Source organism: Gardnerella swidsinskii (assembly GCF_003397705.1).
Lineage (GTDB): Bacteria > Actinomycetota > Actinomycetes > Actinomycetales > Bifidobacteriaceae > Bifidobacterium > Bifidobacterium swidsinskii.
In genome coordinates, this window is the sequence record NZ_QJVB01000001.1 from 83,315 (window position 1) to 102,626 (window position 19,312).

The window sequence follows — 19,312 nt, forward strand, 5'->3', positions numbered from 1 at the left end:
AAATGGTGGTTATTGTTATGCGTAGTAAAAAAAGTTTAAGTTCTAAGTTTGTAATTAGTGCAATTAGATGGTATCAGCGCACGATTTCTGCAAATAGACCAGCTTGCTGTAGATACTATCCTACGTGTTCGCGTTATGCTATTGAAGCAATTGCTAGGTATGGCACGTTTAAAGGTGGTATTCTTGCATTATTACGCCTTCTACGCTGTAGACCTTGGACAAGCTGCAGTATTGATGATGTACCCCGCAAATATTCGATTTTTTACAGATGTGCTTGGTCTAAAGCACATGAAGAGCCACGGCTAACTCCCTTGGCTGAAGAAGACAAGGAAAACTAATGTTTAATCAAGATAACTTCATACTTGATAATGGATTCTTGGGATGGTTTTATAAAATCTTGACGCCAGTTGAGTGGCTCATGACTCAAATTATGTCATTATTCCATAAGTTATTAACTCTTCTGGGAATGAATGAAGTTGGCTTCTCTTGGGTTTTTTCCATCGTATTCTTGGTATTAGTTGTGCATGCGTGCATTTTCCCTGCATTTATTAAAAGCATTAAAGGCATGCGCAAAATGCAAGCTATTGCGCCTAAGATTAAGAAAATACAGCAAAAATATAAAGGCAAAAATGATCCTGCAAGTAAAGAAGCTATGCAGCGTGAAATGATGAAGCTTTATCAAGATAACAAAGCCAATCCTGCTGGTTCGTGCCTACCTATGATGATTCAGGGTCCTGCGTTTATGAGTATTTGGTATACGCTTTCCGTTATTCCTTTTATTGCTCGTGGTAAGCATGCAGCTCTTGGTGCCTTTGATATTGCAACAGCACAGCAATTCATTAAAACTCGCGTATTTGGGGTTGGTGTTGCAGATACTTTTATGACAACTGCTGGCGCAGGTAAAATTGTCATAGTTATATTTGTTGTACTTATGTGTGCTGCAATGTGGTACATGCAATTCAATAATATTCGTAAGAATCTTCCGCCTGAGTCTAAGCAGGGTAGCCAATATACTGTACAAAAGCTCATGATGTGGGGATTCCCGTTGATTTACGTTTTCTCTGCGTTTGCTATGCCATTTGCAATGTTGGTTTACTGGTTAGTAAACAATGTTATAAATATGTTGCGTTCAATTTGGCAGGTTTACGCATTCCCAACTCCTGGATCTCCTGCAGCTGAAGAAAAAGAAAAGCGTGACTATCAAAAAGAAACTGCTCGTCGTGAGCGCGAAGGGTTGCCTTCTATTGAAGAAGAGAATCTTCAAAAAGCTCGTGAAGAAGCTGAGCGTAGAGAGATTGAGGGATTCCAGCGCAAACAGCCACAACGTAAACGTAAGGTGGCAAAGCGCTAATATTTAGATACATTTTGCGGATATATAAAGTCATTTTTATGACTTGAAAATAAGTTAGTAACTTGGCTTTATTATCCGCTAAACTAGACTTCAGGAATTTGTAAAACGTGAATTTTCTCACGATAAGGAGTAATTAATGGTACAAGATGAGAAGAGGACGGTTGATCAACTCAATGAAGAAGCTGATATTGCCGCAGATTATTTAGAAGGCTTACTCGATATTGCTGATTATGAGGGTGATATTGAGATGGGTGTGCGCAATAATCGCCCAATGATTCAGATTGTTGCAGATGATGACACTGATATTAAGAATTTAATTGGTCGCAATGGTGAGGTTGTCGATGCCTTGCAGCAATTGAGTCGTCTTGCTGTTCAACAAAAAACTGGTGATCGTTCGCATCTTATAGTTGATGTAGATGGATTCTTAAAGCGTAAGCGCCAGCATTTGCGCGATATTGCGTTAGATGCTGTTGATGAGGTGCGTGAAACTGGTGAACCTGTGAATTTGAAGCCAATGAATTCTTTTGAGCGTAAAGTTGTGCATGATACTGTACGTGATGAAGGTTTGCGCTCCCGTTCACATGGGGAAGAACCACGCCGCTATGTAACTGTTTACATGCCTTCAGTTGCTTCTGAAGATGAGAATATTGATGAAATTGACGATGTAGAAGGCGAATATTCTGAAGAATAATTAATTTTTATTTAATTGTTTCTTTTCGAAGGAAAAGAGAAATAAAATGAAAAGTAACACAATGGAACAAAAAATGTTTTGTTGTGTTACTTTTTATTTATTTTTTATATTGCTTTTATTTGTTTTGGGGAAAATATGGAAGCTAATTTAGATAAAAAATACGAGGAAAATACACAAAAAATAGCGGACGAATTGGAAGGATCCCCGTTGCTGAACGAGGTTTTAGGTGAAGCATTAGAAAAGTGTAAGCTGTTTCACGTGAAACTTCAGCAAGAAGGATTAATAAGAGGTCTTATCGGTCCTAGAGATATGAATATTCTCTGGGAAAGGCATATATTAAATTCTGCAGCAGTTGTTCCTTTTATTAAAGAAGCAATAGTTGGTAGAAAAAATAAAAGAGTTGCAGATGTAGGTAGCGGCGGAGGTTTTCCTGGTCTAGTTTTAGCTGCGTGCTTACCTGATTATGACGTTACTTTGATTGAACCTATGGAGCGTCGTGTTGATTGGTTGCGTGAGTGCGTTGCTCTTATGAAATTAAAAAATGTTACTATATTTCACGGCAGATCAGATGAAGTTATTGACAAAGTTAAGTCACATGAAATTCCAGCGTTTGATGTAGTAACATGCAGGGCTGTAGCTCCTATGACGAAATTAGCTGGATGGACTATTCCTCTATTGAATAAGCACGGGAAATTAATAGCATTAAAGGGTAAATCTGCTCAAGCAGAAGTAGAAAAAGCTGTAAAAATGATTCGAAAAGCCGGTGGAATAGATACTCATGTTTTTGAGGCACCTGTTGCATCTGGCTTACAACCAACTACAGTTGTAATAGTAAATAAAGCCTAATTTTTTAATTAAAATTTGTGTTTGCGCAAGTTTTCGTTTAGTATGATGCAATTTTATTTGCGATGTTCTTGCGTATCGTCTATGAGTTTTGACTGGTGTTTTCTGAAAACGGTCTGATGAGCCTCGAAAGTTCTTGTTTGGCGTGGCGTGAGTTTTAGCGGGTGTTTGGCTGGCGGGTTTCTTTGTGTGGCTGTGTGAGATAGGAATTACTTGTCTCGCAGCGCTCCGCTCTTATACCTTATTTGGACTTAGCGGTTGTGTAGTTAAGTTTAGTTTTTTACTTACTTTTTCTGCAAAAATAGTATTCATCAACAAGATTATTACTATCGTTCCGCTTTTATATTGCTCGACCAAGCAATTCCTATCTCCCACTATTAGTAAAACCGCTAGTGTTTTTGGTGTGGTAGGAGTGCCTGGTGTGACGTGCGCAGCAGCACGGATGCTAGTGTTCTCTATGCGATAAATATTCAACGTCCGCAGAGCAATACTGTTAAAGTTTGCTAATCAATAAATAATCGCCGTTTGCAAAGCATTACTGCAAAGCTTCATGTGCAACGTTTGCAAAGCATTGGTGCAAAGCTACAGAAACATACAAGCATCCAATCAATGCGAAAAATCTCACACATGAATATAAATTGTTCAATTAGGTTTTGGGGAGGGCGAGGCATTGATTGTTTCTATTTTGTAGTGTGCAGTAGCATTAATATTAGTGTTCTATGATTAGAAAAATATGTAGTTAGTTATGGAATAAGGTGTTGATGTTTCATGTGAAACATCAAAAAATTTGTGCTTTTTATGTCCATGGAAACGACGAAACTTAAAACACGATATTTTTGTTTTAAGAGTTTCGCATATTTAATTGGGGGTGATACGTCGTGGAATCAGCTGCTGAAACGATTCAACGAATTTTTGGAGATTCAAAATCCTCCCTAGGTATTGAATTGGCAGATTTGACATCTCGTTTTCATTCCATTGAACAAGCGAAATATCCTAAGCCTAAGCAAACGCGTTTTATTGCTGTTGCTAATCAAAAAGGTGGAGTAGGAAAAACAAGTTCTGCTGTAAATCTTGCTGCAGCTATGGCAGTAAGTGGATCAAAAGTACTTCTTATTGATATGGATCCACAAGGGAATGCGTCAACTGCATTAAATACTCCTCATGCTTCTGGTAATTTGTCGGTTTACGATGTTCTTGAAGGGCGAAAAAGTATCGCTGAAGTAAAACATGCTTGCCCAGATATTGAAGGACTTGATGTTGTGCCAGCATCCATTGATTTAAGTGGTGCTGAATTAGAGCTTGCAGATATGGATAATCGTAATAATCTGTTAAAGGATGCCTTGCAAGAATATCTTGATAATAGCAGCGAACATTACGATTATGTTTTTATTGATTGTCCTCCGTCGCTTGGCTTGTTAGTGATTAATGCCATGTGTGCAGCACGTGAAATGCTTATACCAATTCAAGCTGAGTATTATGCTCTTGAAGGTTTAGGACAGCTTATAAGAACTATTGGTTTAGTCCAGCAACATTACAATCCAATTTTAGTTGTTTCTACAATGCTTGTTACTATGTTTGACAAGCGAACTTTATTAGGCAGAGAAGTTTTCCAAGAAGTTAAAAAACATTATCCAAATATTGTGCTTGAGACTACGATTCCTCGTACTGTGAAAATACCTGAAGCGCCAAGTTTTAACCAAAGTGTTATTACTTATGATCCTCATGGATCAGGAGCGATTTCTTATCGCGAAGCTGCGTTAGAAATAGCGAAAAGGTCTAAGACAGTATTATCTGTTATTGCAGCAAAGCAAGATGCTAATCGACAAGAACAACAACAGGAGAATCAATAATGAGTGGAAATAAGTCTCGCCTGGGTAAAGGTTTAGGTGCTTTGTTCCCAGCTTTGCCTGGCGAGGATGCGCTTGCCGATGCATCTAATAATTTGCAATTTAATGTTTCACATGAAACAAAAAAATCCGAATCTGTGGATAGTCAATTAGAAGAACAAGCAAAAGTTTCACGTGAAACGTTACATAAAGATAATAATCAATCAAAAAATGTTTCACATGAAACAAAGGTCCCTAGTATGAGCAATTCAATTGCTCCTCACGCGGATAAGAATAATAACAAAATAAAGAATGTTTCACGTGAAACCGTGCCGTCAATTCATACTAACAAGCATTCTCATAAACGTTCAACTATGCCATCTCTTGGAGATGTCACTAGACCTATGGATTTCTTTTTTGGAGATTCAGCATCAACGACATTTATGTCGTCTAAGGCAAAAAATAATGAAGAAACCGTTATTGGTGAAAAAAATAACGCTGCTGAAAAATCGAATAAAACCGCAAAAAATGAGCCTTTGAAGCCAGTAAAAGGTGGATATTTAGCTTATCTTAAGCCGTTAGATATTGTTCCTAATGCGCATCAACCTCGAACAATTTTTGATGAAGATGAGCTGCGAGAACTTGCGTCATCTATTAAAGAAGTCGGCGTTTTACAGCCTATAGTTGTGCGACCTATTGTTGATGCAGATAAAAATGATGAACAAATTGCACATTATGAACTTATTATGGGCGAGAGAAGATGGCGTGCTTCTCAGCTAGCTGAACTTGATACAGTTCCAGCGATTGTGCGCACAACTGCTGATGAAAATATGTTAAGAGATGCATTGCTTGAAAATCTTCATCGCGTTGCTCTTAATCCTCTTGAAGAAGCGGCAGCATATTCTCAGATGATAGATGATTTTGGTTTAACACAGATTCAGCTTTCTCAGTCTGTATCAAAATCACGTCCACAAATTGCTAATACTTTAAGACTTCTCAATCTTCCTGCTAGCGTGCAAAAACATGTCGCCTCAGGCGTGCTTTCTGCAGGTCACGCACGAGCACTACTTGGCTTGGAAAATCCAGAAGATATGGAAAGTCTAGCCAATCGCATTATTGCAGAAGGATTGTCAGTTCGTAGTACTGAAGAGATTGTTTCGTTGAAGAATGAAGATACATCTCATGGAGCAGCACGTACGCGTGTGCGTCGCAATAATCGGTGGTCTTCTTCGCCTGTGCGTAAGCAGCTTGAGGAGCATTTTGCTACCAAAGTTTCTATTAAGGGCACAGAAAATCATGGAAGAATCGAGATTGTCTTTTCTTCTCCTGAAGAAATGCAACGAATTATTGGTTTACTTGTTTCTAAAAAAGAATAGTAGTTTTAATAAAATACGTGTGACATTTGTCTACAATATAATAGCTTAGACTGTAATGTCACACGTAAATTTAATTGTATTTATGCTTTTACTTTTAGTAAGCCTTTGTGTAATAAGTAAGATTTAAGCGTATTTTTCGTTAAGATAAGTTTGAGCATCAAGAGCTGCTCTGCATCCCATTCCTGCTGCAGAAATTGCTTGACGATACATGTTGTCGACAACATCTCCCGCAGCAAAAACGCCTTCAACAGAAGTGCGAGTAGTTGCACCATCAACAACAATTGTTCCATCTTCATTAAGTTTTAATTGGCCGTTTAAAAACTTTGTTGCAGGAGTGTGACCAATTGCCACAAACAATCCAGCTGACTCAACTTCTTGAGTTTCTCCTGTAATAACATTGCGAACAGTAAGTGAAGTAGCTTCTACATCGTTGCCGTGCACTTCATCTACAACGCTATTTGTAATAAATTTGATTTTTTCGTTTTCTTTTGCTCTGTCAACCATAATCTTTGAAGCGCGGAATTCATCTCTGCGGTGAATTAAAGTAACAGAAGAACCAAATCGTGTGAGGAACAATGCTTCTTCAAAAGCAGAATCTCCTCCACCAACTACAGTAATTGGTTTTCCTCGGAAGAAGAAGCCGTCACAAGTTGCGCAATAAGATACACCTCTGCCGGAGTACTCGAGTTCTCCTGGAACACCCAATTTGCGCACTTGCGAGCCCGTAGAGACAATAACTGCGTCGGACTCATAAGTTATACCGTCATCGGTAGTAACGAGTTTCACAGCGCTTTTAAAGTCTACAGAAGCGACCTCGTTCAGCAATACTTCTGCGCCAAATTTTTCAGCTTGTTTTTGCATAGACTCCATTAAGTCAGGACCTAAAATACCTTCTGGGAATCCTGGATAATTCTCTACTTCCGTTGTGTTCATCAATTGACCGCCTGGAGTAAGAGCTCCAGCAATAACAAGTGGTTTGTACCCAGCGCGACCCAAATATATTGCAGCAGTGTATCCTGCAGGTCCGGATCCAATTATGATAACTTTTCGAAGTTTATTTTCCATTACTTATTTCCTTAAAAGCACTTATTTAAGAGATTCAATACAGTTTTACAGAATTGATGTACAAACTGTTCTTAGGCATGCTATCTTTTGGAACCCATAGCATGAAATCTTGAGATTTTACAATCTTCTTAAGTTTTACATCTGTTGTTCCGCTTTCATCGAATGTAAATTCTGCTACTTGAGTTCCCTTAGTTGGATCATCCTTAGTATCTGCCAACAAATATGCGTGACCTCCAGAGGAACGTATCGAAACAACGAAGCGATACACAGTTTGTGGTTCAGTTAAGTGGATATAGTATCCATATCCAGCTTGATTAGCTGGGAAGCTTAAGAATTGATAACGATCAGCTTCGTAAGCAACGTTATTCGTAGGAATTTTAGGCTTAGGCACAGGTTTTACTTGCTTACGACCCATATTTTTCTTAACAGGTTGTTTTTCTTGAGGAAGAATACCTTGGCTACCAAACGGAACATTTTCTAGACTAGTGCTATCCCATGAGCCGTTGTTTCCGAAGCTACCTGTGCTTTCATGATTGCCAAATAAACCATGTAATGCCAAAGCTAATCCAGCTACAAGGAGTAACGAAACAGCCCCGATAACAATAACTTTGGTTGAAAGACCCCACCAAATCTTAGCATCTGCAATAGTGTTGTTATTTTGTGTATTCTGCTTTTGTTTGTGCAAATTAGCAGTTTGTTCCAGAGGCTGGAAGCTTGGCGGCAAAGAAAGTGCTCCATTTTCTTGGATATCGTCGTTTTGGGCATTGTTTATTTCGTCTCTAAGTGCTCTTGCTGATTCCTCTCCAGGAGCTACAAATCTTCCGTGAGAATCAACAACAGGAACGCGACCAGTAGCTTCGCCTTCTGAAGTTAAGTTTTGTGGTCTTGAGATTAATTCTGTGTGTTGATTATTTTCAGTAAGAAGATGCCCAAAATCAAAACTACTAACTACGCCTGTTTCGCTAATAGTATTTTTGGAAGTTTGATTTCTTGTATTTTCAACGTGATCAAAAATATTTTTAGACGTAGCAGTATCGGGAAAATGTTTATATGAAGCAGACAATGTTGGGAAAAGAGCATCGTCTGTATCAAGTTCTGTAGGAGCGAGAATGCTAGCCATTTCTGCTGCTGCAATATCATGAAAATCTATATCTGTATTAGTGTTAGTTTCGTCACTAAAACTATTGTTACCAATGCCTTCAGAATCTGAGTTAGTATTGCTTCTTTTAAGAAGAGATCCCAATGTTCTTCCAGCATTTTTGAAGCTATCACTTAACTTAGCGGATCCATTTGTATTATTTGAAATAGTGTTGGCTGAATTAGTTGAAGAAAAATCGTTAGAATCCTGATTATTTCTTTGCATTAATTGTGCATCAAATTCTTCTTCACTTTGTGAAAGACCTTCAGGCAAAGGTAGTATACAATCATCTTTTGCTTCGCAAAGTCGAACATTGCTAATAGAAGCAACACTTGTTTTACCATCAAGCACAATATCTCTTGTTGCGAGCTTCGATAAAGGCGTGTATGAACCTAATAATGCTACTAATTCTGCAATAGACGCCATAGGTATTACGTTGTTATTTTTATTTGAAGCTAGGCTTCTTGTGCAAATCATCCTAAATTCTGAAGGAGTATTATCTGGCAAAAGAGACGCATCAAAACGAGCTTGTATTCGAGAAGAAGTTCTAGTAATCAAAGTGTATAACAATGATGCAAGTTGCTTAGTTGCAATATGTTCAACATTTTGCCTTGGAATTTGATCATCATCTTTTTGAGTCACATCTTCCAAAAGAGGACTTACTGGAGTATCTGCTAACTCAATTCCTGAAGAACTTATGCGAACAGTGTCACTAGAAACAGCGTGGTGAGTAATATTGCTAGCAAGTAATCTGCTTAAAGCTTGTGCAGTTTCTGCAACAATAGTTCTTATTGCTTCGTAGCTTAAAGGTGCTTTTTTAAGAGCCAAATAATCATTGATAGTAATACCGCGATCTAAAGCTGTAACAATAATTGCAACAGAATCATGATGCCGTAATTGAAGTACTTGCGTAAACTTGCGGCTATGCGATGAAGCCAAGGTTGATGCAATTGTATTTACTTGCGGCAAAAAACGTGAATCTCGTACAATAAAAAGCTGGCAATCCTGCGTAAGTATGCGGTCATTGGCTTGCCATACTTGCAAGCCTGCTTCGTTGCGCAAAAGCGATACTAGTACGTATCGATTTAGTACAATATCTCCTAACCGAGGTTCCATTTGTTCCTCATCTTCCTACGCATGTGCAATAAGTAACTTAACATTTTTTACTAACACATAATTGTACTGGTGAGCCGTCATGTTATGTACAGCATTTTGCTGTTATTGAAATAATTTCCCAAATAATCACATATTTTAAGGAAAAGCTCAATATGAAACTACGCTCTTAGAAGTTTTTGCTGTTAGAAGAATCATGATATTTTGCATCGGATTGTATTCTACGCGGAATTCTAAGATTTTTCTGTTCGTGCTGTGATTGACTTTTTGCAGTTTCTTCAAAAATTTTAGCAAGAGGAGCAAGAGCAGGAATCTTTTGGGCAAGCTTACTAATTATTGGGGCAGACAAATCTACAAGTTCTCTGGTCTTCAAAAGTAAGAGTGCTGACAGATAAACAACAGCAATAATAATTGTTGTTATTGCGCAAATAAGTATTGCGTATACCCACCTTAATATTCCATGCATATGTGGGGAATTGAAGTTTAAAACATGCAATAGCGGTTTACTCACTAAGAGACCAACAACAATAGATACTATTGAAGCAATAGTAATTTTTATATGCGTAATTGCAAGATTTCGATCATCTAAGTCATTGTTGAAACGATTTCGAAGCATATGAACAAGTGATGGGAAAGTCAAGAAGTAGCTTATTGAAACTGATGAGCCTAAAGCTGTAACCCAATAAGTAGGTGGCAGTACATTAATGCAACATACAAAGGCAAAAAGCTCAGTAAGAAGTTGCGCTGCTGCGAAAATAAAAGGACTTTTACCGTCTTCAAAAGCAAAGAATGTGCGTTGAATAATCAAATAGCTACTAGTTAAAGGCAAGCCAAAAGCTAGCATCATTAGAGGTGCAGACATAAGGTTTGCTTCTTGAACACTTATTGATGGTATTAAAGCTAACGAAATAGGTGTCGGAATAACAATAAAAATGACTGTAAAGAAGCACATAATTATGCTTACATGCCTGAGTGCTTCACTTAAATCATTGCGCGCGCTATGTAAATCGTGAGATGCAATGGAGCGTGAAATTTTAGGGAAAATTGCTGTTGCAACAGATACTGCAACTAAAGAGTAGGGCAATAGGAACATTGTGTAAGCGTTTTGATAAGTAGCATTACCTGCTACTTCAAACTGATCTAATCCTAAACGTTTTTCGGCAACAAATGGGACGCTTGTTGTTATATGTGTAGTAATCATTACAACTATTTGTGTAACAATAACAATGCCCATGCTCCATGCAGCAACAGGGCCCATTGATCTTAAACCGATATCTCGTATACCAAAACTTGGCTTGTAGTGTATTCCGCATTTTATAAGAGGTAGGAATAACACTAAGGCTTGTGCTGCTACGCCAATAGTCCAGAATCCTGCAGTGAGCAAAAGAGTATTGCCATTCCAAAAACTTAGTGGCATCCTATTTGCTTTACCAAAGATGATGATAAAAACGCCAAAGCCTAGGCAACTAATAATATTTGCTGCAACTGAACTCCACGCGTACATGGCAAAATGCTCTTTTGCTGCCAAAACTTGCCCAAGTACTGTATAAATACCGTAAAAGAAAATTTGAGGCATGCACCATAAAGTAAATGAACATGTTAATGTTTGCATTTCGGCGCTTCCGCCGGCGTATAGCATAGTGAGCACAGGCGTTGCTATAGACATAAGAACTGTTAGCGCGAGAAGCAGAAGAATTGCAAATGTAATAAGTTTATTTAAGCGTTCCTCGGCATTTTTCTTTTCGAGAGTGCGAACAATTTGCGGTACTAATACAGCGTTGAAAATTCCACCTGAAACAAGCGTATATATTAGCTGTGGAATCATAGATCCAGCTTGATATGCGTTTGCTGCTAAACCTGTTGTTCCAAGGGCTGCTGCTAATAAGATAGTACGTATTTGACCTGTAATGCGTGATGCGGCTGTTCCGCTAGCCATAATTACAGAATTTCGACCTACTGAACTCATTCGTCTGGATCCTTCTTACGGTGGAATTGCCTCCAAAGGCCAAGAAGACCAAGAATGAAAGCAAATACTATAATAATCGTACCGCTTTTATCACTAATTTGCAGTGTACTAGTAATAAGTGTGCTTTGTTCTTTTGCAAATACGCGATGCTGATTGTCTTCAAGCACAAAAGTAGCTTTTGTGTGAATTGATGTAGTGATTCTCAGTGGTAAAGTTACTTGAGTTTCGCTATTAGCTGGAATTTTTACTAAAGTTTTACGGCGTGTAACAATTTCCATAGCATGAGTATTTGCAGATAAATACACTTGCACAGGGTAAGAGTATGTGTTGCTTATCGTAATAGGCATGCTTGCTGTTTCGCTTACGGCAGTAATATCATGCGGTGGGATTATGTGAATGCCATTCATCAGTGTATTTGCAAAAGTCTTAGCAGTATTTTTACTTATACAAGACTTGTTATTTTTCTTGCTGTGTGCAGTAGTTTTGGCTGAATCTTGCTGCTCGATCGTATTATTGGTAAATTCGTGCAAAGAAATATCGTCGTATAAGCGTAATAAATACTTTTCTAAGTCTTTTATGTTAATAAGTTTTTTTGTTTTGGCTGTTTGTTTTGCAAGTGCTTGAGCGTCACCCTCAGTATTATGAGGATGCTTAGCGGAACTATAGTCGAGAATATTCTTAGTAAAACGTAAAACGTCTTTCCTTGAATGTGACAAATCGTTTAGGCAAGAGCGTCGTTTTTCAGTAATATTCTCGCTTATAGAGCTGTTGCGAGATATTTCACGCATTATGGAATTTTTCTTCCAGTCAGGCAAGGCATTTTGCTTCGTATTTGCCATTGTTTGCAAGTCGCTTAACGACAGCCAAGGAGATTGTTCTAATGCGTTCATAACAGCATCAATATTTGAATTAGATGCATTATTCGAAAAAGTAATGAGAATATGTCTATCAACATACGGCTGTTCCATTTGGTAGAACGCGCTTTGTGCCACTAAACGATTAATGCGCCCAGCCTGAGTTCGTTCGCTTGTTGCGTTATCGCTTGTAGGCTTTCCGTTTGCCAGAAGAGTAAGCACTGATTGAGGTGACAAAACTCGCACATTCCCTGCAGGCGTATCTATATCGTATATGCCATTTCTAACAGCAAACTGTGAAGCATTATTGTCAAATTCGTCTGTTGCAATAACAGTTTCATATCCATTACGTTTTGCTTGCTCTAGTGCATGAATAGTCCATTTGCCGTATGTTTGCCATGCATAAGCTTTATTTAAATTATGATTAGTTGAGTCTGTTTGTTTTGAATTATTTGCTTTAGTAATATTTTTCTGCGATTGCGAATTTTTTGCAGACCATTTTTCTTTAGTAATTCCTGCCGATTTATACAAATCGTCATTATTGTCATCTGCATAAGCACTGATATCAAAACCAGATTGTTGCATATAAGCGCTTGGTTTGAGTGTTAAATGCGATGCTTGTATTGTGCTTAAATCTGCGATTGTTTGTAATTTTGAGTGTTTATTTGCTAAATCAGCTTTCCCAATAATGTTGTGAATACTATCTTTGTCTGCTCTAAGTAACATTTCTAAATGATCGCTAGGTTGAATGTTATTAGCTTTAAAATTGCGTAAATCGTTTTGTGTACGAATTAATATTGGCATGAGCGCAGTAAGTTTCATCGCTGGTAAGTTAGCTGAGTGCATGCCAATATTTGCTCTTGTCAAAAAAGAATGTATCGATTTGTATTTTGAATAATCTTGTGAGAAATACGTAATTTTTAATGGTTTGGGACCCCAATTCAGGATGGAACGTAATTCTTGTTTATCTGCAGGTATGTTAAAGCTAAGAGTGCACGTGTGACCGGAAGCTAAACTTGGAGTTTTTACGGAATCTAAAATTTGAGGAGTTGGTATAAGAGATTCCTCTTGCGACCAATTTTGCACGTCCGTGCGCGAAACAAAAGTGTAATTGGAATTTATAGAAAGTTGTAAAGTGCCTTCTGGAAGTGCCGTTTTTACGGCTTTTAGTGTTGCAGTAAGGTGGTATCCGCTTTTATCTGTTACTACAGGCGTTGCTTGAGTTATATCTATTTCAATGCCCTTGCTATGCGGATTCTCATACGTAGATTGTTTTTTATTTTGTCTTGTAGAAGTTTTGTCAGATAAATCTGCTTTTTTCGTGTTTGCATATGCGTAATTTGCTAATCCTGCATATTTTGCTGTTGGAAAAGCAAAAATTGTTGCAAATACTACGAATAATATAAAAATAAAACGTGCAGAAATTAAGCAAGTATGTAACGTAACTCGTAATAAAGAAAATACGTATGAAAGTGCCTTCTGCTTTAGAACAGTAGACGCATTTGTGGTCTGATGTTTACGCGTGAGTTTCTTCACTGTTAGACCGCCTATGTGCTTTTTTGGCATAAAGCCATGCAATTTTACGTTCATTTGGATAGCTTAATATTGCATTAAGTTCTTTAAAATTCACCCATATTGCGTCTTCTGCTTCGTGATCAGGATCTCCTAATACAGATAAGTCGCCACTTACGTAACGTAACGCAAAATGGTGCACTAGCTTGTGTACTCTATGCGTTGTGCCTGTAAACCAATAGTCGATTGTGGCAATCGAATCTACTACTTCGCCAACTATACCCGTTTCCTCATGAATTTCGCGAACTGCTGTTTCTTGAGGTGTTTCACCTTTTTCTATATGTCCTTTTGGTAGACACCATTCAAGGTGTCCGCTTCTTGAATGACGAGCAATAATTGCGACACGCCCGAGAGAGTCAAATACTAAACCGCCTGCGGAATATTCTCGAATAATTGGCAAGTCTTGCGCATCTAAAGAAGCAAAAGTTGTAGGAGTATCTGCCTGTCTGCGTGGTGGCATAAGTGCTGGAGATACGCCTGAGAAAGAAGATGTTTTTTGAAGATTATCTTCCGGCGATCCTGAGTCTTGCGCAGTGCTGTCATCCTTAGAAAACAGCGGAATATCAACAACATTTTGTTCTTCACAACTGTCTTGATGGCAAGACTTTTTTCTATGCATTTTAGCTAAATCAAGTGGCGTAATAACAGGAGCAGCTTGATTTTGGGCATGATTATCCGCAAGCTTGGCGAGCGTACGTCGTAAGTCTGCAGGAGTGATCATATAGTCAACATTACTCAATCCGCTGTGCATTGGGGTAACGGTATGCTGGAATATAGATTGATTTTTGCTGAAAGGGTGTCGGTAAGGGTGACTGAGAACTTCGAAGTTTGGCCTGAAGCTATAGAGTTGGGGCGACTTTTTGCTGAGCGTCATTATGAACTTGCATTAGTTGGTGGTCCTGTGAGAGATATGCTACTGCATCGCGTGTCGCATGATCTTGATTTTTGTACATCAGCTCGACCCGAAGAGTTTGAACATATTTTGCGTCGCTGGGGACATGATGGTTTTTGGGATATGGGTCGTAAATTTGGCACGTTGGGAGCTATGCGTCGACGTGCTGATGGTACAGAAGTAAAAGTTGAAATTACTACATATCGTTCTGATGTGTACGATCCAGATTCTCGTAAACCTGAAGTGCAATATGGCGATACTTTAGAAGGTGATCTTTCTAGGCGTGATTTTACTGTCAACGCAATGGCGTTGCGCGTGCCAGATTTAGAGTTTGTGGATCCTTTTGGCGGTGCCAGTGATTTAGCTAAAGGCGTGTTGCGAACCCCGGTTGATCCTCGTCAATCTTTTGATGACGATCCTTTGCGTATGATGCGTGCAGTTCGTTTTGTTGCGCAACTTGGGTTTAGTATCGAAGCAAATACTGCTGAAGCGATTGTAGACATGGCAGATAGGTTAGATATTGTTTCTGCTGAAAGAATTCGCGACGAAATTACTAAAATGTTACTTTCGGACAGACCTCGTAAAGGATTAGAAGCTCTTGTTGAATCTGGTATAGCTCAGCGTGTTCTTCCGGAGATTCCAGCTTTACAGCTTGAAATTGACGAGCATCATCGTCATAAGGACGTTTTTGAACACACAATGATGGTTCTTGAGCGCGCTATAGCTTTGGAAACAGATCAGGAAGGTTCAGTGCCGTCTCCAGATTTAACATTGCGTCTAGCTGCTTTATTGCATGACATTGGGAAGCCAAAAACTCGAAAATTTGAAGATGGAGGGAAAGTTAGTTTCCACCACCATGATGTTGTTGGCGCAAAAATGACTCGTAAACGTTTGAAAGCACTGCATTTTGATCATCATCTTATCGAAGATGTTACTGAATTAGTGAATTTGCATTTGCGTTTTCATGGGTATGTTGATGAACCGTGGACTGATTCTGCAGTTCGTCGTTACGTAAAAGATTCAGGACATCTGTATGAGCGGTTGAACCGACTTACTAGAGCAGATGCAACCACTCAGAATCGTCGCAAATCGTTAATGTTTGAGCATGCGATGGACGAGATGGAAGAGCGCGTAAAGGAGCTTAAAAAGCAGGAAGATTTTAACGCTATTAGACCTGATGTAGACGGTAATGAAATAATGCAATTATTGCATTTGCAACCAGGTCCAACAGTTGGTGAGGCTTATAAGCATATGCTTGATTACCGTCTCGATAATGGTCCGGTAGACCATGATATTGCTGTAGAAGAATTACAGCGATGGTATGAGGAAACGTACAAAAAGTAAAAGTTTCTTCACTTAAATAAAAGAGTAGCAGTATAAAATATTTTACTGCTACTCTTTTTTATTTAACTTCCTTATGCTGATCTGCCTTGGGAATATTTTTCATAAGGTCAGCTCTTATACATCCTTGCACTTCATGTATTGCTGCGCCTGCTGCTGGAACATCTACTTTAGGGCGAAGATTATTAAAAGTAGAGCCAAGCACAATATCGACGAGCTTATCTTTTCTATCATCCATTCGCATAATTGCATCGGTAAAATTAGCGTTTACTGTATAAGCTTCATTAATAGCGTTTTTTCCAAAGTAAATGATTGTTCGTTTAATGTTACTGGATTTGTTATTGTTAACTTCTGTTAAGTTAAATCCGCGAGCGTTTAAAGCTTCGCCAACCGCGCGAGCAAAACCGCGGAACTTTGTGCCGTTGAGAACTCTGATTGCTACAGATCTATTATCTACGTAAGGGGCTTTGGCTCCTTCTTTTCCTATTATTGCGCATGGAGCTGGAACGCCGTAATTTGGGTTATCTTTTGGAGCACGCACAGAATTTATGCCAAAAGCGTGGAATTGCACAAGTAAAGCAAATATAAAAGTGACGCCCAAGCCTACGCCCACTGTAGTGAGTACAGATCTTTTTCTTTGATACATGAAAGCTTTACGAGCAATACGTTCGTCGTATTCTTGCGTCATGTTCACTTCCGATCTGTGGTTTGTAACTTTGTTAGCAGCAAGTTTACACAAGCTGCAGAATATACGTAATATTTCATTGCGTAATATTTTATTTTGCATATTTATTCAACGAATAAATATGCGTTTTATTTATAATTTACAATCTTTGCATGCGCGATATAAAGCAATAAATTCATCGCAAGTAAGCGTCTCGCCGCGTCTAGTTGGGTCAATTCCAGAATTTTTATATGCTTCTTCTGGAACTTGATTTTTAAGAGCTGCGTGCAATGTCTTACGTCGTTGCTGGAAGGCGGCATCAATGAAAGCGAATACTCCCTCACGTTCATTATTGTCACCTTTGCCTGTGCAATTGCGAGTAAAAGAAACTAATGCTGAATCAACGTTTGGCGATGGCCAAAATACATTACGACCGATAAGCCCTGCGCGTTGGGCTTTGCCGTACCACGCCAACTTAACACTTGGTGTGCCATATACTTTATTCCCAGGTTGTGCGCATAAACGATCTGCTACCTCTTTTTGAACCATAACTAGAAAATTCTGTAAGTTACTAAATTTTTCTAGCAAAGTAAGAATAATAGGCGTCGCAACGTTGTATGGCAGGTTTGCAACAAGAGTAAATTGTTTAGCCTGCGCAATCTGTGGAACATCATCGGCATTTACTGTCAAAGCATCTTTTAGAATGACATTAAATTTTCGCATGGATTGAGGCATAAATTCTTCTACAGTATGCGGCAATCGTCGAGCTAGCGGAGGGTCTATTTCTACTGCAGTAAGCTGTGCTCCTGTTTGCAATATTGCAAGAGTAAGAGAACCAAGACCAGGCCCTACTTCCATAACGATATCGCCAGATTTAACTTCAGCTGCCGCTACTATTTTTCGCACTGTACCAGGATCAATAACGAAATTTTGACCAAACTTTTTGGTAGGAGTAATGCCTTCCTCGGCAGCAATACGTCTAATATCTGCTGCACCTAAAAGCTGACCTTCATTTTCAATGCTGATTTCTGTCAAAGTTTTACCGTCCAAATTTCGTAACAATTAATCCGTTGCGCCAAAGTGCGTTAAAACACGATGCTGCCTTTTAATACCAGCCAATTTCGCGCGAATGCTTTACTGCTCCACTAGGTGTTTTATATTTGCTCTTAATGTAACTTAGACCCCAGCTAATTTGTATTGCGGCATCTTCATGCCAATTCGCTCCTGCGCTGCTCATTTTATTTGCAGGAAGAGCTTGAGGAATGCCATAAGCGTGTGAGCTAGGATTTTCTGCGTTCCATCTCCATCCAGATTCCCTATTCCATAACCATAAAAGATCTTCCCATTCTTTACCGGTCCAACCCATTTGCGCAGCCGCGCCCTGAGCAAATAGTTTAGCTTGTTGTGGAGTAGCATGTACAAGGCTATCGGGATTAGAGCTTGGAGCGGGTGCAGGTGGATTAGCTGCAGGTGCGGGGGCAGCAGATGCGGTTTGTTGTTGAGTTTGCTGTTGGCTGTTTTTCTTCTCCTGTTTTGCAGGCTGCTCAGTATTCTGCTTTTTGTGTTGAGTGTTTGTTTGTTGTTTGGATTGTTTTGACTTTTGTGTATTTGTATTATTTTTGTGAATTGGTGCGGGAGCAGCCTTACCTACAGCAATAACTTGATTAACTGCAGGCTTTACCAAATTTTGCGAAACTAAAGTTGCGCTTTCTGCTTTGCCATCTACGTATGTAACGTTATAAACATCTTCGCGCTCACCATTCACGCCAACTTGTTGTACAACGCGAGAATTCGCTGGAAGTTTAGGATCTACTACAGTTTGTGTGGCAAAAGGTAATGAAACTGTACGACTTTCTTTGCCATGAGTAACTCGAGAAACACGTAAAACAGTATTTCCATCATCTTCTTCTACGCTTACGCGATCTTCCTTGCCGAGCACTATACCTTGAGAATCAAGAATTGCGCTCGCAGGTAAGTCTCCATTTTGCACAATGCGTGTTTTCCTGTCAGCGATAACGCTAATTGGACCTTTTTTATTAATTGATAAGCCGCAAGTGAGTTTATCGTAAATATTTTGCAAATTTACTGTAATTCGTGAAGCGTTCTTAGCATTAGCTTTAAAAAAGCCGATTAATTGATCGACACTAGTTGCAACAGTCCAGAACGGTATAGTTACTCCATCTACAGTGATAGAAGTTTGATAAGCACTGCGAACTGTTACAGTAGAATGATTTGTGAGAATATCTCCAGAAGAAGAAATAATTTGATCGTGAGTTTTTACTGGCACGTGTTGTTCTTCCAATAAACGTATTGGATTTGTTGAATAAGTGCTTACAATATGCGTTTTTCCATTTATGATCATTGCAACAGATTTTTTAGCTGTAAATATAAACAAGCTTGTTGCTGTGAGTGATATAGATAAAACGCAGGCGATTATTCTTGCACGACGCATCACTATTAATCGTCTAGGCGTCCATCGACGTGCCATACAATCACTCCCTTTGCAATAATGCTAACTTCTCTATTATACCTTCAGTATTGCATTCAAAATTGAGTGCAAAACAAAATAAAAGTGGGGGCGGGAGAGAAGGGGATATTCCCGCCCCCTATGAGGTGGAGC

15 protein-coding genes are annotated in these 19,312 nt (G+C 38.9%); 7 read left to right on the forward strand and 8 right to left on the reverse strand.

Annotated features, from left to right (window positions below):
* The first annotated feature begins 17 nt into the window (after positions 1 to 17).
* The 6 genes from yidD to D0T18_RS00385 all read left to right on the forward strand — a co-directional run bounded on the left by yidD (position 18) and on the right by D0T18_RS00385 (position 6,087).
* Complete coding sequence (yidD, locus tag D0T18_RS00360; protein WP_076003119.1) at positions 18 to 338, forward strand: membrane protein insertion efficiency factor YidD; 321 nt, start codon at positions 18 to 20, stop codon at positions 336 to 338.
* The gene (gene yidC, locus D0T18_RS00365; RefSeq protein ID WP_064621826.1) at positions 338 to 1,351 is read left to right on the forward strand and encodes a membrane protein insertase YidC; all 1,014 of its coding nucleotides are present in this window, start codon (positions 338 to 340) and stop codon (positions 1,349 to 1,351) included. Before yidD ends, yidC begins: the two co-directional genes overlap by 1 nt.
* A gap of 136 nt (positions 1,352 to 1,487) precedes the next feature.
* Positions 1,488 to 2,042 carry a Jag family protein gene (locus D0T18_RS00370; protein WP_004109601.1) on the forward strand — a complete coding sequence of 185 codons (555 nt, stop codon included), beginning with the start codon at positions 1,488 to 1,490 and terminating at the stop codon, positions 2,040 to 2,042.
* 135 nt (positions 2,043 to 2,177) lie between these two features.
* Positions 2,178 to 2,888, forward strand: coding sequence for a 16S rRNA (guanine(527)-N(7))-methyltransferase RsmG (rsmG, locus tag D0T18_RS00375; RefSeq protein WP_004109604.1), 711 nt, complete (start codon positions 2,178 to 2,180; stop codon positions 2,886 to 2,888).
* Between the two features lie 875 nt (positions 2,889 to 3,763).
* Positions 3,764 to 4,735: a ParA family protein gene (locus D0T18_RS00380; RefSeq protein WP_004110194.1), complete on the forward strand. Its 972-nt coding sequence runs from the start codon at positions 3,764 to 3,766 to the stop codon at positions 4,733 to 4,735.
* The gene (locus D0T18_RS00385; RefSeq protein ID WP_102155565.1) at positions 4,735 to 6,087 is read left to right on the forward strand and encodes a ParB/RepB/Spo0J family partition protein; all 1,353 of its coding nucleotides are present in this window, start codon (positions 4,735 to 4,737) and stop codon (positions 6,085 to 6,087) included. Before D0T18_RS00380 ends, D0T18_RS00385 begins: the two co-directional genes overlap by 1 nt.
* A 123-nt stretch (positions 6,088 to 6,210) precedes the next feature.
* Here D0T18_RS00385 and trxB read toward each other — a convergent pair whose 3' ends face one another.
* The 5 genes from trxB to D0T18_RS00410 all read right to left on the reverse strand — a co-directional run bounded on the left by trxB (position 6,211) and on the right by D0T18_RS00410 (position 14,516).
* Positions 6,211 to 7,152 (reverse strand): thioredoxin-disulfide reductase, encoded by a 942-nt coding sequence (gene trxB, locus D0T18_RS00390; protein WP_076002518.1) that lies wholly within the window; start codon positions 7,150 to 7,152, stop codon positions 6,211 to 6,213.
* A gap of 34 nt (positions 7,153 to 7,186) precedes the next feature.
* Positions 7,187 to 9,406 carry a protein kinase family protein gene (locus D0T18_RS00395; RefSeq protein ID WP_116440297.1) on the reverse strand — a complete coding sequence of 740 codons (2,220 nt, stop codon included), beginning with the start codon at positions 9,404 to 9,406 and terminating at the stop codon, positions 7,187 to 7,189.
* A 166-nt stretch (positions 9,407 to 9,572) separates the two neighbouring features.
* Entirely contained in the window at positions 9,573 to 11,369 is a 1,797-nt protein-coding gene (gene murJ / locus D0T18_RS00400; protein WP_064621505.1) for a murein biosynthesis integral membrane protein MurJ, read from the reverse strand.
* Complete coding sequence (locus tag D0T18_RS00405) at positions 11,366 to 13,789, reverse strand: DUF6049 family protein (RefSeq protein WP_116432054.1); 2,424 nt, start codon at positions 13,787 to 13,789, stop codon at positions 11,366 to 11,368. The genes murJ and D0T18_RS00405 overlap by 4 nt, the downstream gene beginning before the upstream one ends.
* Entirely contained in the window at positions 13,740 to 14,516 is a 777-nt protein-coding gene (locus D0T18_RS00410; RefSeq protein WP_103013873.1) for an NUDIX hydrolase, read from the reverse strand. The genes D0T18_RS00405 and D0T18_RS00410 overlap by 50 nt, the downstream gene beginning before the upstream one ends.
* Before the next feature lie 42 nt (positions 14,517 to 14,558).
* Between D0T18_RS00410 and D0T18_RS00415 the strand changes: the two genes are divergently transcribed.
* A complete protein-coding gene (locus D0T18_RS00415; RefSeq protein WP_162861106.1) occupies positions 14,559 to 16,031 on the forward strand; it encodes a CCA tRNA nucleotidyltransferase in 1,473 nt (490 codons plus the stop codon).
* A gap of 58 nt (positions 16,032 to 16,089) precedes the next feature.
* On the opposite strand, the gene D0T18_RS00420 is transcribed toward D0T18_RS00415, so the two are convergent.
* The 3 genes from D0T18_RS00420 to D0T18_RS00430 form a co-directional block, all read right to left on the reverse strand.
* Positions 16,090 to 16,716, reverse strand: a complete 627-nt coding sequence (locus D0T18_RS00420; protein WP_116440299.1) for a LytR C-terminal domain-containing protein — start codon at positions 16,714 to 16,716, stop codon at positions 16,090 to 16,092.
* 129 nt (positions 16,717 to 16,845) lie between these two features.
* Positions 16,846 to 17,742, reverse strand: coding sequence for a 16S rRNA (adenine(1518)-N(6)/adenine(1519)-N(6))-dimethyltransferase RsmA (gene rsmA, locus D0T18_RS00425; protein ID WP_116440390.1), 897 nt, complete (start codon positions 17,740 to 17,742; stop codon positions 16,846 to 16,848).
* 55 nt (positions 17,743 to 17,797) lie between these two features.
* Positions 17,798 to 19,180, reverse strand: a complete 1,383-nt coding sequence (locus tag D0T18_RS00430; RefSeq protein ID WP_116440300.1) for an aggregation-promoting factor C-terminal-like domain-containing protein — start codon at positions 19,178 to 19,180, stop codon at positions 17,798 to 17,800.
* Positions 19,181 to 19,312: the final 132 nt, after the last annotated feature.

What these genes read in the sequence shown, in the direction of transcription:
- yidD (WP_076003119.1), top strand. Translation starts at nt 18, where the DNA reads ATGCGTAGTAAAAAAAGTTTAAGTTCTAAGTTTGTAATTAGTGCAATT.
- yidC (WP_064621826.1), top strand. Translation starts at nt 338, where the DNA reads ATGTTTAATCAAGATAACTTCATACTTGATAATGGATTCTTGGGATGG.
- D0T18_RS00370 (WP_004109601.1), top strand. Translation starts at nt 1,488, where the DNA reads ATGGTACAAGATGAGAAGAGGACGGTTGATCAACTCAATGAAGAAGCT.
- rsmG (WP_004109604.1), top strand. Translation starts at nt 2,178, where the DNA reads ATGGAAGCTAATTTAGATAAAAAATACGAGGAAAATACACAAAAAATA.
- D0T18_RS00385 (WP_102155565.1), top strand. Translation starts at nt 4,735, where the DNA reads ATGAGTGGAAATAAGTCTCGCCTGGGTAAAGGTTTAGGTGCTTTGTTC.
- trxB (WP_076002518.1), bottom strand. Translation starts at nt 7,152, where the DNA reads ATGGAAAATAAACTTCGAAAAGTTATCATAATTGGATCCGGACCTGCA.
- D0T18_RS00395 (WP_116440297.1), bottom strand. Translation starts at nt 9,406, where the DNA reads ATGGAACCTCGGTTAGGAGATATTGTACTAAATCGATACGTACTAGTA.
- murJ (WP_064621505.1), bottom strand. Translation starts at nt 11,369, where the DNA reads ATGAGTTCAGTAGGTCGAAATTCTGTAATTATGGCTAGCGGAACAGCC.
- D0T18_RS00405 (WP_116432054.1), bottom strand. Translation starts at nt 13,789, where the DNA reads ATGCCAAAAAAGCACATAGGCGGTCTAACAGTGAAGAAACTCACGCGT.
- D0T18_RS00410 (WP_103013873.1), bottom strand. Translation starts at nt 14,516, where the DNA reads ATGATCACTCCTGCAGACTTACGACGTACGCTCGCCAAGCTTGCGGAT.
- D0T18_RS00415 (WP_162861106.1), top strand. Translation starts at nt 14,559, where the DNA reads ATGCTGGAATATAGATTGATTTTTGCTGAAAGGGTGTCGGTAAGGGTG.
- D0T18_RS00420 (WP_116440299.1), bottom strand. Translation starts at nt 16,716, where the DNA reads ATGACGCAAGAATACGACGAACGTATTGCTCGTAAAGCTTTCATGTAT.
- D0T18_RS00430 (WP_116440300.1), bottom strand. Translation starts at nt 19,180, where the DNA reads ATGGCACGTCGATGGACGCCTAGACGATTAATAGTGATGCGTCGTGCA.